At 43.1% G+C, this 13,686-nt stretch carries 10 protein-coding genes; 2 read left to right on the top strand and 8 right to left on the bottom strand.

Annotated elements, in window-relative coordinates; translation table 11 throughout:
* Positions 1-2: 2 nt before the first annotated feature.
* The 8 genes from rpsB to AOC03_RS08375 all read right to left on the bottom strand — a co-directional run bounded on the left by rpsB (position 3) and on the right by AOC03_RS08375 (position 11,443).
* Positions 3-812: a 30S ribosomal protein S2 gene (gene rpsB / locus AOC03_RS08410; RefSeq protein ID WP_062535041.1), complete on the bottom strand. Its 810-nt coding sequence runs from the start codon at positions 810-812 to the stop codon at positions 3-5.
* 395 nt (positions 813-1,207) lie between these two features.
* Positions 1,208-1,657 carry a chemotaxis protein CheX gene (locus AOC03_RS08405; protein ID WP_062535039.1) on the bottom strand — a complete coding sequence of 150 codons (450 nt, stop codon included), beginning with the start codon at positions 1,655-1,657 and terminating at the stop codon, positions 1,208-1,210.
* A gap of 40 nt (positions 1,658-1,697) precedes the next feature.
* Complete coding sequence (locus tag AOC03_RS08400; protein WP_062535037.1) at positions 1,698-2,147, bottom strand: chemotaxis protein CheX; 450 nt, start codon at positions 2,145-2,147, stop codon at positions 1,698-1,700.
* Positions 2,148-2,193: 46 nt separating this feature from the next.
* Complete coding sequence (locus AOC03_RS08395; protein ID WP_062535034.1) at positions 2,194-2,556, bottom strand: response regulator; 363 nt, start codon at positions 2,554-2,556, stop codon at positions 2,194-2,196.
* 20 nt (positions 2,557-2,576) lie between these two features.
* The gene (locus tag AOC03_RS08390; protein WP_157049301.1) at positions 2,577-4,799 is read right to left on the bottom strand and encodes an ATP-binding protein; all 2,223 of its coding nucleotides are present in this window, start codon (positions 4,797-4,799) and stop codon (positions 2,577-2,579) included.
* A gap of 486 nt (positions 4,800-5,285) precedes the next feature.
* Positions 5,286-6,545: a multidrug effflux MFS transporter gene (locus AOC03_RS08385; RefSeq protein WP_062535032.1), complete on the bottom strand. Its 1,260-nt coding sequence runs from the start codon at positions 6,543-6,545 to the stop codon at positions 5,286-5,288.
* A 199-nt stretch (positions 6,546-6,744) separates the two neighbouring features.
* A complete protein-coding gene (locus AOC03_RS08380) occupies positions 6,745-7,557 on the bottom strand; it encodes a crotonase/enoyl-CoA hydratase family protein (RefSeq protein WP_062535030.1) in 813 nt (270 codons plus the stop codon).
* A gap of 154 nt (positions 7,558-7,711) precedes the next feature.
* A complete protein-coding gene (locus AOC03_RS08375; RefSeq protein WP_084785816.1) occupies positions 7,712-11,443 on the bottom strand; it encodes an ATP-binding protein in 3,732 nt (1,243 codons plus the stop codon).
* Positions 11,444-11,816: 373 nt separating this feature from the next.
* Between AOC03_RS08375 and cysM the strand changes: the two genes are divergently transcribed.
* Positions 11,817-12,785 carry a cysteine synthase CysM gene (cysM, locus tag AOC03_RS08370; protein ID WP_062535028.1) on the top strand — a complete coding sequence of 323 codons (969 nt, stop codon included), beginning with the start codon at positions 11,817-11,819 and terminating at the stop codon, positions 12,783-12,785.
* Positions 12,786-12,818: 33 nt separating this feature from the next.
* Entirely contained in the window at positions 12,819-13,634 is an 816-nt protein-coding gene (locus AOC03_RS08365; protein ID WP_062535026.1) for a 3'-5' exonuclease, read from the top strand.
* Positions 13,635-13,686: the final 52 nt, after the last annotated feature.

Raw genomic sequence — 13,686 nt, 5'->3', positions numbered from 1 at the left:
GCTTATTCAGCTTTTGCTTCTACTGGCGTTGCAACATCAGCCGCTTCTTCAGCAGTAGCTGCTTGCTCTACTTCTTGCTCTGCATCAGCAGCGTTGCCGCTTGCTTGAGTTTGTGCATATTCTTTACCAGCAATAATTGCATCAGCCATAGCAGTCACATAAAGTGATACAGCGCGGATAGCATCGTCATTGGCTGGAATGATGTAGTCAACGTTGTCTGGGTTAGAGTTAGTATCAACGATACCGATAACTGGGATACCTAGATTTTTGGCTTCTTTGATGGCGATTGCTTCATGATCAACGTCAACAACAAAGATTGCGTCAGGTAGACCGCCCATATCTTTAATACCGCCTAATGAACGCTCAAGTTTTTGCATATCACGTGTACGCTCTAACGCTTCACGCTTAGTAAGCTTAGCGAAAGTACCGTCTTCTGCTTGTTTTTCAAGCTCTTTTAGACGATTGATTGACTGGCGTAGTGTTTTCCAGTTAGTCAACATACCACCTAACCAGCGATGGTCAACGTAAGGCATACCAGCACGAGTCGCTTGTTCAGCGATGATGCCGCTAGCTGCGCGTTTAGTACCAACAAATAATACTTTGTTTTTCTTGCTGGCTAAGCCGTTTACGTAGTTTAGCGCTTCGTTGAAGGCTTTTACGGTGTGCTCTAGGTTGATGATGTGAATCTTGTTACGGGCACCAAAGATATATGGTCCCATTTTTGGATTCCAAAAACGTGTTTGGTGACCAAAGTGAGCGCCGGCTTGTAATAAGTCACGCATTTCGATTTTGGTTGGATTCTTTGTAGCCATTAGAGATGTCCTGTTGGTTGGGTTATGCCTCCACATCACAAAAACTGCCTATCCCCCGACACGCATTTGCTGACGGTTACTGTTTATTAATACAGCAACAACGTACGAGTGCAAATTAATCAAGTCGCGGAACACCCAGCAATTTTTTGCCATGATGTGTGTGTCATTGGTTGGTTTAAAAAATTGAGCCATTATCTACAGCTTGCAAATTCTGTGAAGTGTAAACACAAACTATAAAAATGGTCGCGCTATATTTTACCACAAAATCGTTATTAAGCTCTACTCCTTTATCATCGCCAAAGGCTATGTTTTTAAACGATATAATAGACCATAAAAAAGCGCCGTATTAACGACGCTTTTTTATAATGAATAATCAGCTTAACTTAGGCTATACATTAAGCAATACAAATGCCAATCACCGCATGATAGCCACGCCAAGTAAATGGTGTGATATAGCTATTACGGTCTTTTGGCAAATAAGAGATACTGGGCACACCATCGACTATCTTTGGTGGAGCAATAACAAAATCTGTGCCAAACTCAGTACGAGCATTACCGGAAATCGTATTCGCCATCTCACCCAGTAAATCTTTCATCATCGTCATCGATGAGTCAGGCTCACCCATTACTTTGATCAATTCACGTAGCATATTACTAGGAGCGCTGACATAAACACAGCCTTCTAGCGGACCAGAAATCTTAATAATACCACTGTAGTCGTAGCCTACTGCACTTTTATTATTATTCAAATAAGGCGTATCAATCGCCACTGGCGTGCTGTCAATCTGCGCAAAAAATGAGCTGATTGAGCTTAAAAACACGCCTAATTTCTCTACATTAACCATGATAGTTATCGTCCATACTCATCATCTGTGAGTGTTTCCTTTAATTCTGCAAACAAACTACAATTTCGCCGACTTGACCTTGCCATGCGACGGGAATGATAAATGAGCGTTCGTCTCTAGGCAAAATAATACTTTGCGGTGAGCCTTTGAAGACGAATGGTACAGAAATATGAAAACTTGCACCAAACTCAGTACGAGCATTGCCCGCGATAGTATTCGCCACTTCACCAGCAAGGTCGACAAAATTATCTTCACTTTTATCCGGTTCACCCATACTATCTAGAATACGAGACAATATATCACGTGTCGCCGTGAAATATACCACGCCTTTTTGCACCCCTGAGATACCAATCACACCAGTATAATCATAAACTTTTGGTTGTTGATTTTCTAACAAATAAGGGGTATCGACAACCAGATCTTCACCGCCAAACTGTTTAAAATAATTGGTAATAATATTCAAAAAAATCTGTAGTTTTTGTTCTTTCATAGTTTTTATTCTTTAATAAAGTGTCTACTTAAGGCGCCTGATAGTATTAGTCTTGCATCAATTCATACAAGGATTCTACCAGCTCTTCTTCTGAAAAAGGCTTGCATAAAAAGCCACTGGCGCCCAACGATAAGGCTTCAATACCAGTGGACTTGTCAGACAAGGCGGACACCACCAAAATGCGCACATCAGGGTCAATCGCTATAATTCTTTCGATACATTCAAGACCATCCATTTGTGGCATGGTCAAATCCATGGTAATGACATCAGGGCGATGAATATTAAATTTTTCAATCGCTTGAACACCACTGGTCGCTGTCGCAACCAAGAGGAATTTTCCTGAGTCATAGGCACGTTGGATGCGGTTTCGAATAATATTGGAGTCATCAACAATCATTAATTTATACATAGCTTCTTTATTGTCCTTAATTAAGCAGCAGGCAAGGTGATGACGAAACGTGTCATTTTACCAAATTCACTATTCACGTTGAGCTTACCATCGTATTCTTTGACTTGGGCTTTGATAATGTCTAAGCCTACACCACGACCGCCATCTTCATCTGCGACATCTCGAGTTGAGAAGCCTGACGAGAACAACTGCTTTAACAGCTCATTACGATCAAGGTTGCGCGCAGCGGCAGCATCGAAACGACCCATAGCGACGAGCTTGTCACGAATACCATCAAAATTGATGCCCTGACCATCGTCTTCTAAAGTCATGGTAAAGTTTTGACCATCATTCTTCATCTGTAAGGCAATCACACCCGTGGCAGGTTTACCCGCTGCCGTACGGGTATTAGCATCTTCAATACCATGCACGACGGCATTACGTAATAGCTGAATGCTAATATCTTTAACCGCTTTTTTAAGGTGGACTGGTATCTCAACATGAGCTAACGACGTCATATTAAGCTCTACTTGTTTACCTTGTCTGGCAGCAATTTGTGCCGCAAAATCTTGATAATAAGGTAGTAAATGACTATCAGAGTTATCCTCAACATCAATATTACTATTGAAACCGCTATCCCAACCGTTATCCGCACTGACAGCATTATCTACAGCACTATTGACACTTGAGTCGGTAATATTAAAATCATCCCACTCATTTCTATCAACAGGTGCAGTAGTCGCTTTCACATTAGAGATGCTAGTAGGCGCGGCTTGATTAATACGCTGACCTAAGGTTTCAATCGTATTCGACAGACTCAATAATTCATCCAGATTGACGGCTAAGGGTAGGAAATCATTACCACCAAGTTTGCCTTGGTTCTGTAACGCATTAAGCTTGTCTTCGGCGTCTGATGCAATGGTTGTAAAGCTGTGCAATTTAAGGGCAGAGGCTTCACCTTTTAGGCTATGCATCTCTCGATAAATAGCACTAAGTTTGCCTTCAAGCTCATATTGCGAGCTGCCTGGGTTTTTTAGGACATTATTCATCTTATCGATATGCAATTTAGTATTCGTGATAAATTCATTAATAATTTTTGGATTCACGTTCAAGATAGTGGTTAACATCTCAATTTGCATGTCGTTTTGCGCACTTTCTTTCTCTAGGCGTTGCTCTAGATAAACCGCATCCGATACGTCACTCACGTTCACCAAAATACGCGCAATTTCTTTATTTTCATAAACGCGTGAGAACTTAAAGTCTAAGTAACGGCTATCTGACGCTTGAGCACCAGAGGTATCATGAAGCATCACTTTATGCAACGGATTTAGGGATTCAACCAGTTTTTCTTTCACACGAGGATTGTATAGCTGTTCAATGAACTGGCGCGTCGTGTTGAGGTCTTTATCAGAAATACGACCACGTAGAACGCTGGCAAAGTTCTCACCACCTAAGCGGTCAGAGCCAATAATTTTGGTTAAAGCCGTTGAGTACTGCTGACCGATATTGAGGTCTTTATCAAGCAAGAACAAACCTGTACTAACGGTTTCCATAATCTCTTGCGTTTCGCGACGCGCACTAATCAGCTCTTCATCCGAAGCTTTTAGGCGACGAACAAAGTACAGTACGAACACGATAAAATAGATAATCGCAAATGAGATACCAAAGACCTGCAAGTTTCTTAAGAAAGAAGCACGTTGCCCGTTTTCACCACTTAAGCTGTCGGTCAAGCCCGTTGCATTATTATAAATACCTTGGCTTGCATCGCCAAATTCATTTTCAAGTGCACTGGCATTTAAAGACGTATCAGCAATAACAAATCGCCCTAATGCCGCTTTATAAGGCGCCCATAGCGTTGATGTCTTTTGCACATACTCAAGCTGATCTGCTTTTTGTGAGGGCTTATAGACATCTTCTTCGTCTCGAATATTAACTTTACCACCATCAACCAGTGTTTTCACCTCAGCATCAATCGATTCAGCCAATTTATTGACTTTGGTCGTTTGAATAGCAAGCTCAGCGGCAAGCTGTTTTTGCTCTCGCATAGTGTTTAGTAGATATATCTCTTGTGTCAGCCGTGGAATATCACTACGTAAGTTGGCACTTAACGCTGTGCCGGCACGCAAATCACGGATTTTAAGTGAGTTATAAATACTGGTGATTAGAACCCCTGAGGTTAATAATAAGAAAATAACAACAGAGACAATAATGGCGGTATAACGACTTTTAGGGATGTCTAAATTCGACCTTGACGGCACATCCATAATTAACTTCCTTGTTCAATTAGAGAATAAAAATGAGGTGGTAAAACCTAATTTATTGATAGTATTAACGTTATTATAATCGACAGAAAGAAAGAGCAACCGCATCGTACTCGTTATGGTGGCTTTCAATTAAAGCTAAGTAAGGTATGGGCTGAGTCTTATTGTCGTTTGTAAGAGTAAATATAGTCAGCACTGCTCAAGCGCCTTGTTAACGCTTAAGCAGTGTTTAGGTAAAGAGACAGGATAATATGAAAAATAATAAGAAAAAATATTTGCTTTGGTATTAAAGAAGTACTGATTAGCTTATTCTTCAAGAAGACATAGCGTTAATAGAGTTCCGTTATATTCTAGTAATGTTATTTTTATAATAAACGTACAATTAATACATAACTTTACATTAGATAATACTTAAGTGATGTGATAAAAGCAACGACAAAATTTCATTTTTTTAATAGCCACTGCGACTTATCTGTAGGCAGTACTCCGCTATTCTGCATCATCAAGATTTAGATTCCGATCAATACGCCAAATTAACAGACAGCCGAGACTCATCAGCAAAAACATCGTAATACCAATTTTAAGTACGGGATTAACAGGGAAGAGATTGAGTAATAAGCCGCCAAAAATACCCACTGAAAACATCAGCGAGCCTTGTAGCGCACTTGCCATGCCAGCACGCTGCTTTTGAAACGCCAGTGCAATGGCGGATGAGTTTGGCTGCGTCAAGCCAAGACCAGAAATACAGAAGAAAATACAAACCAATACTAATGGTAACCACGCATCAATGCCGAAAATAAGACCTAGAATAAACAAGCCTGCCGACGCAATGACCTGCATCATCGCCCCAAAACGTAAGATACTAAGGATACGGAAACGATTGGTAAGCCACTGATTAAGCTGGGTCAAGCCCACAAATCCTGCAGCATTCATCCCAAAAATCCAACCAAAATGTGTCGATGACATACCATAGGTATCCATAATTAACTCAGAAGCGGCGCTGATATAGACAAACATCGCGCCCATTAGTAGACCGCCACCAATGGCTGGATAATTGAACGTAGGGTCTTTTAATAAGTCCCAATACTGGCTGAGCACTTCTTTAGCCGGACGGACGTTACGATTTTCTTCGGTCAGAGTTTCAAAAAAGAAAAACTTAGTTAATAATAAATTGAGTAAGCCAAATGCCGCTAAAAACCAAAAGATAGAATGCCAACTAAAGAACTGTAAAAATAGCGCCCCCAGTGAAGGCGCTAAGATGGGCGCTAAGCCCATAACTAATATCATGATCGAAAAGGCTTTTGCTGTCTGTCTTGCTGTGAGACGATCCCGAATCGCCGCGCGCGTAACAACTGCCCCGACACACGCGCCAAGCGCCTGTAAAGTACGCCCTGCAAAGAGTACATATTCATTATTGGTGGTTGCACAAAGCACTGAGGCGATAACATATAAAATCATGCCAAAATATAGCGGTTTAACGCGCCCTATCCGATCGCTGAGTGGTCCATAAAATAATTGCCCAAACACCAAACCCACAAAATAAGCGGGAACTGAGTTGGCAATAAAGGCAGTCGGTACGCCAAAATCCTTTGCCATTGACGGTAGCGCTGGCAAATACATATCGATTGATAACGGTCCAACGGCAACAATCAACCCAAGCATCATAATCCATGCAATAGGTAGCTCCGCTGAGCGTACACGAGTTGAGGCGGTAGATTGGTGCGGCGGGGTAGATTTTGGAACAGACATATTTTAGACCATGATGATTAAAGTGTTAGGGTATCGATTTAGTGCTAATACAAAGAAAAAAATAGCAGACAGCGTTATATCATACTATCTGATATAACGCTGTCTGCTTATATTTCAATAAGTATATAAAGTTCAGCAAGTCGCCTTCACGTAAAAACGACAGCGTTAACGTATTTATAATGTACGTAGAACGATGCTATTAGCGAAATTGGCGGCTAGTAAATACGGTGCTGGCTTGCTTGGCTTTTTTGAGCGCAAGTTTACGGTTACGCCCGAGCAGCAGTTTTATTTGCCATAATTTTTCTTGATATAGGGTTATGGCGGATTGTTGATGCATCGCATTAATGATCCGTTTACTCGCCAGTACCGCATCAGGAGAACGTGCTGCAAATTCAGCAGCAAGGGTTTGCGCGTAGGCGAATGGCGCATCACTACAATGACTAATCAGACCTAGACGCGCGGCTTCTGTGGCATCAATCACTCTGGCGCTCATTGCCAATTCTTTGAGCACATCGGCACGTACTACACCAAGCGCTGACTGGGTCAAACCCATATCTGGCACCAAACCCCACTTCGCTTCCATAATAGATAATTGACAATCAAGCGTACTAATGCGCATATCGCAAGCCAACGCTAATTGTAAACCTGCGCCAATGCAATGTCCTTCTAACACCGCAATAACCGGCATTGGCACCTCTCGCCACACTAGACAAACGCGCTGAAATAGACTTTGACACGGTTTTATCAATTCCCATAAAGCAAAGGCTTGGTTTTTGGGTTGGTTCAAATCACTCAAATCAATACCGGCACAAAAGGTTTCGCCAGCGCCATTAATAATGACCGCACGCAGCGTTTTATCTTTACGAATCCGCGATGCCACCGCAAGCAGCTCCTGCATCATCTCAAAACTCATAGCATTTTTTTTATGCGGACGATTTAAGGTAACGGTTAAAACAGCTTGGGCAATGCTCACTTGTAAGGTTTGATATTGATAGGTAGCGACAGCGTGCATGACAGTCCTTAACAGCAAAAATAATGAGTCAATGTTAACAGCCTTATATCATCGCTGCCGTATCAATAACTGACTGTAAAGATTTGACACTTATGAGCCATCGTTATCATCAGCTATCATTGATACAGAACTTATGCTCAAAATATGGTTGAAGTTAAATCATTTTCCATGCCATATCATTTTCACTAAGACGATGAAAGCCCAACTCTGGATAAGGGGTTAAATCAAGCGTTTGTAAATTGGTAAGCGCCAGTAATAACGTCTCATAATAAGGCTTGAGCATCGCGAATTGTGCCGGCGTGGTATGTTGAATGTTAAGCAAACACTTATCTTCCAAGTCTTGACTGGCTTGGCGCAGTTGCGGCACGCCGGTATAACGGCTCGCGCCCAAGATACGATGGGCAATTTGGCTAAGCTCATTACGGTCACGATCTTGCCATGCTTGTGCCAATGCTTCCTTTTCCTTAACAATGGTATCGAGCATCATAATTATCAGGGTGGCCGCCAAATCTGGTTTATTGGCTGAACGCGTTAAAGCATCTTGCCAGTCTAAAATTTCTAAGTCGTCGATAGCGCTACTTTTTAATATACTTTCTTGTGACTGTTGCATTAGCAACGGGTTATCTTCCTCAGTAACTGAGGCATATACCGCATCTGTTACTGGGTCTTGTGGGTGACCTTGATAATGCAATCCTTGATAGCGTGGCTGGGTGATGCGTTGAGGTTCACGCAGATAGTCATCACGCGGTTGGCTGTCACGTAGATAGTTGTCACGAATTTTTTTGAGAGAAAGCGGGCGCGATATATTATTATCCTTGGGCATACCAGGCTTTCTTGTACTGGTTGGCACGTTGGTAGCACGATAATCCTTATTAGCATTATTCGCTGCTGGATTTTGGGTTAATAACTTTGGTGCAGCCAGCAAGTGAGGGGCAGTTTCTGGCGCCAATGCATGTTGTAATGCGGGTTGGGATGATGGTTGCGCTTCGGTCACCGTTTGCGTATCCGTATTCATAACTACCGCATTCGGCGCGGTATAACGCTCGGACGTGGCTGGGCGATTCAGCCATTTTTGCAGCACTTGTAGCAGTTGCGGCTGACTAATCGGCTTACCGACATAATCATCGATACCACTGGCAAGCAGTTTGTCGCGCTCATCCGATAATCCATGCGCGGTTAAGGCAATAATAGGAATACGATGCTCAGGATTTTCAATATTGCGAATTTGCTCTGCCGCTTCACGCCCTGACATACGCGGCATTTGAATGTCCATAAATATCAGGTCAATGCGGTCTTTATCATCGGTACGGTTTTTGTCCTCTGTGCCACTCGAAACATTAACGTTATTAGCGTTAGTCGCGGTTTTACTGACTTGGGCACGGGCTTCTGCTTTAGAAATTTGGGTTTTATTAGAGAGGCTTTGCTGCGTCGTTTTTGAGGTTTTATTATTTTTGGTTTGTTGTTTACTAATCATCTCAATCGCCTCAAAACCGCTATTGGCGGTGATGACATTGACACCAAACTCGCTGAGCAGCGCATCCAAAACTAACAGATTAGGCAAGTGGTCATCCACTGCCAATACGGTCACCCCATGCCAACGCGGCATTTGGTTTTGTACCGGCACGGTTTTCTTTTGCGTATCGAGCATGGCATACAGTTGGCGCTTATCGAGTGGCTCGTACAATATATTAGCGTGATAACGGTTGAGTAGTGCTTGGTCAGCGGCAACTTGATAACCAAAAACCGCCAATTTACCTTGATAATGCAGGCGGATTTGCTTGAGCAGCGCCATCATGTCGTCTTGGGTATCATTATCGACAATCACCCAATCCCAATAATTACCGCGCTCTTTTAGCGATTCAAGCACACCAGGTAAAGAATTGGCTTGGGTCAAATGAATAGGCAAATTTTGCAAGCTTGCTTTTAATACTTGGCGTGATGCCGCATGATTAATCCATACCAAAACATGAAATTCATCGGTCGGGCTAGCAAGCGGCGCTAACACCGGCAAGGGAATGGTTTGACCCGTTTCTGCCTCTAGCACATCGACATGGGTTGGCATCCGAAACCAAAAGGTCGCGCCTTGATTGGCAATATTCTCTTGCGCATTGTCATAAAAACCAATGTCACCGCCCATCAAGCGGGTTAATTGTTTAGAAATAACTAAGCCCAGTCCACTACCACCATATTGACGGGTAATCGAGGGGTCGCCTTGGCTAAAGCTTTGGAATAGCATTTTTTGATCGGCAGCAGAAATGCCCTTGCCACTATCTTGCACACTTATCATCAGATAATTGTCTTGATAATCGTCCAAGCTGACACGTACCACCACATCGCCAGTATCGGTAAATTTAATGGCATTACCAACGATATTGGTCAGCACTTGTTTGAGGCGTAGCGCATCGCCAACGATACGCATCGGCACATCGTTATAAAACAATACTGCGACGCGCAAGCCTTTTTCTGCCGACACCGGCGAGAGCATATCAACAACATCATAAATGGTGTCATATAAGTCAAACTCATGGCGGTCGAGTAATAATTTACCCGCTTCGATTTTAGAGAAATCAAGCACATCGTTGACTAAGGCTAGCAGATGCGCGGAAGATTTACGAATGGTCTGCACGTACAAGTCTTGCTCTGCATTGAGCTCGCCATGACGCGCCAGCAAATTAATAAAACCGTCAATACTGTTCAATGGCGTGCGCAATTCATGGCTGATATTGGCTAAAAATGCGGATTTGGCTTGGCTGGTTGAAATGGCGGCATCACGCGAATTACGGATAGAGATATTCTGCATTTCCATTTCATCAAATGCCAAACGCAAATCATCTTCGCTTTGTTCAGCGTGATCTTTTAGCTCCTGAAAACTACCATGTAAGCGCCGTAACGTTTTAACCAAATCTTGTTGTAATAAATTCAACTCGCCATCAGATTCTACTGGAATGGGCTTATATAAATTATCGACATGGGTACGTTGTAATTGCAATCGCAGCTCATATATAGGCGCAATCCAACGCTTAGCGTAGATATTGAGACTCAATAACAATATTAAAATAGTCAATAAACCCGTAATGACCAATGCCATCGCAATACGATAGCGCGCAATATAGAGCGGCTCATTGTCCATATCGACCAACAGCCACAAGCGTTGCCCTTCAAATTCGCCCAAGGCACTACCATAAGCCGTTCCAATAGGGGTTGCTTGCTGCGATAAAAAGTTTTGCGAGGTGTCTATCATTGGCCACACCTCATTCACACCATAGCCCACCGTCGCCAATACTTGATTATCCTCATTAATCACGGCAATGCGCTGTACGTGTTGTTCAGACTGCATACGACTGAGCTTATCGCGAATCGCCACCAGCGTTGCCATCGCGCCTTGTGGCGCAATTTTAGGATTGGGCTGATTGCTATCAATAGATAATTTCTCATCAATAATGACCGCATTCGATGGCGTTGGTGTTTTTACTCCGCCCAGTGCATCTTCTGAAAGGACGGCACTGCTCAAACTGCCGCCACGCGCACCCATATAATGGTCAGAGCGCACTTGCGGTACTGGCAATTGCGCATGATTCATACTGGTTTCAAGTGCTGTCTGACTGACAGAGGCGACACCACCAACGATTTGCTTCGCTGTTTTTTCATTGTCTTTTAATTGTTGGCGTTCTTGCTCCAGTAATTCTGGAATCAGCTCAGTAACCATGGGTTTATAGCGAATCAATACCGCTTCTGCCAAGGCTTTCTGCTCCGACTCACTGGCACGCATGGTTTCATAAAACACCAAAATACCACCGACCGCCGCCAACACACAAATGGGCAAAAACACCAAGATAATCAACTGACCATAGGCGCTACTGGTATCAAAGCGTTTTTTGTATGCCATGCTAAAGGTAAACTCCATTGACGGTATTGACGGTTATGCCAGGCTATTTAGAGTAATCAGCCCTAGCATTTATACAACCGCTTTTATATAGCCATTTTATGACGTTGTAATGATAACTCTATCTTACTAACGGTCTGAATACTCAACGTATTTTAGCAGCATTTATAAAGATAAAGGCTGACAATGTGATGGGTTCGTTTTATTAATGACCACTTATTAATGACTACGGAATTACCAATAACTCTGGATGCTATCAGCGCAGGTAAAAACAAACTGATATAATAACGCCACTTTTATTTACCTGCCCTTTATCTGTATATCAAGCACCCTTTAACCTTTACCTGACTATTGAAAATAACAACAAGGATGTCTTATGTCGTCTACAACTGCGTCACACGCGAACTTTATTACCCAAATAACTGACCTTGCTGATTGCGTCGGTCAAACGCCATTGGTGAGATTGCAGCGCTTGCCTGAACAAGAACAGATTAATAATGGCGCACAGTTACTCGCCAAATTAGAAGGCAACAATCCAGCCGGTTCGGTAAAAGATCGCCCCGCTTTTAATATGATTTATCAGGCAGAATTGCGCGGTGATATTAAGCCCGGTGATACGTTGATTGAAGCCACCAGTGGTAATACCGGCATTGCGCTTGCGATGGTCGCTGCGATGCGTGGTTATCCCATCACTTTACTGATGCCAACCAATTCAACGCAAGAACGTAAAGACGCGATGATTGCCTATGGCGCAACCTTGATTGAAGTGGATGACGGTATGGAAGCGGCGCGCGACTTGGCGTTAAAAATGCAAGCGGACGGCTTGGGCGTGGTGCTAGACCAATTCAATAATCCGGATAATAAGCAAGCGCATTACCTCACCACCGGTCCAGAATTGTGGCAGCAAACGGATGGTAAAATAACCCACTTTATCAGCTCAATGGGCACCACAGGCACGATTACTGGCGTCTCGCAATATTTAAAAGAACAAAATCCAGCCATCCAAATTATCGGTTTGCAACCTGATGAAGAGGCGTCGATTGCCGGAATTCGTCGCTGGCCTGCCGCTTATATGCCAGGGATTTATGAGGCTGATTTGGTCGATGAAGTCATGGATGTTGACCAACATACCGCTGAAGTTTATATGCGTAAATTGGCTAAAACAGAAGGCATTTTTGCCGGAGTATCTTCCGGTGCTGCGGCATGGGCAGCGGTACAGATTGCCAAAGCCAATCCTAATGCCGTCATTGCATTTATTGTATGCGATCGCGGTGACCGTTATTTATCCACGGGTCTGTATAATATTGATGACAGCCTAAACCCCTCTACTGATAACGATATTTAATAAATCCCATACATGGTCAATCAGGATACTGTCATGAACAATGCCCTACCTTACAATCCCGTGTTGGTATTCGATATCGAGACGGTTGCTGATACCGATGCTGCGCGCCGTATCTATCCGCAACTGGCGGATTTAAATGATGCCGACACCTTATCTGCATTAACAGCTATTCGCATTCAAGAAAGCGGACGCGATTTTATGCGTGTGCCGCTACAGCGCATTGTGTGTATTTCAGCCTTTTATGTGCAAGGTGACAAAACCACGCTGTTTTCATTGAGCGCAGAGCATTTATCAGAACAGGAAATTTTACGCAAATTTTTTAAGGCATTTAGTGATTTTAAAGACTTGCCACAACTGGTCAGTTGGAATGGCTCAGGATTCGATATTCCGGTTCTTCTCTACCGTGCCATGCTTTACGATTTAAGCGTGCCGCTGCTATTTGAAGAAGGCGATGCTATTAGCTCGATGCGCTTTAATAATTATGTCAATCGTTATCAACATCGGCATTTAGACTTGATGGATAGGTTTAGCCAATATGGTGCGAGTGCGCGTCAATCGATGGATGTGGTCGCAAGTCTGTACGGACTACCGGGTAAGACCGATGTGGATGGCAGTATGGTCGGTGATTTGGTAACGCAAGATAAATGGCACACGCTGACCGTTTATTGTGAATCTGACGTGCTGAATACATGGTTGATTTATCTGCGTTGGCTGCGTTTGACTGGCAAATTATCCTCAGAAGGTTTCAACGCGTGGCAACAGCAAACCCGTGATTATTTAACCGTAATGACACAAGAGGACGGTACGATACGCCATCATGAGTTTCTTGCGGATTGGATAACGCTATAAATTTAAAATCATTCATTTATTTAACAAATTTTTTTATCTATAACTTAAAGTT

Origin of the sequence: Psychrobacter urativorans (assembly GCF_001298525.1) — a bacterium.
GTDB lineage: Bacteria > Pseudomonadota > Gammaproteobacteria > Pseudomonadales > Moraxellaceae > Psychrobacter > Psychrobacter urativorans_A.
This window is presented reverse-complemented; position numbering and strand designations above follow the sequence as displayed.

Coding starts and splice junctions, on each gene's coding strand:
- AOC03_RS08400 (WP_062535037.1), bottom strand. CDS start 2,147: ATGAAAGAACAAAAACTACAGATTTTTTTGAATATTATTACCAATTAT.
- AOC03_RS08390 (WP_157049301.1), bottom strand. CDS start 4,799: ATGGATGTGCCGTCAAGGTCGAATTTAGACATCCCTAAAAGTCGTTAT.
- rpsB (WP_062535041.1), bottom strand. CDS start 812: ATGGCTACAAAGAATCCAACCAAAATCGAAATGCGTGACTTATTACAA.
- cysM (WP_062535028.1), top strand. CDS start 11,817: ATGTCGTCTACAACTGCGTCACACGCGAACTTTATTACCCAAATAACT.
- AOC03_RS08380 (WP_062535030.1), bottom strand. CDS start 7,557: ATGCACGCTGTCGCTACCTATCAATATCAAACCTTACAAGTGAGCATT.
- AOC03_RS08385 (WP_062535032.1), bottom strand. CDS start 6,545: ATGTCTGTTCCAAAATCTACCCCGCCGCACCAATCTACCGCCTCAACT.
- AOC03_RS08365 (WP_062535026.1), top strand. CDS start 12,819: ATGAACAATGCCCTACCTTACAATCCCGTGTTGGTATTCGATATCGAG.
- AOC03_RS08375 (WP_084785816.1), bottom strand. CDS start 11,443: ATGGCATACAAAAAACGCTTTGATACCAGTAGCGCCTATGGTCAGTTG.
- AOC03_RS08405 (WP_062535039.1), bottom strand. CDS start 1,657: ATGGTTAATGTAGAGAAATTAGGCGTGTTTTTAAGCTCAATCAGCTCA.
- AOC03_RS08395 (WP_062535034.1), bottom strand. CDS start 2,556: ATGTATAAATTAATGATTGTTGATGACTCCAATATTATTCGAAACCGC.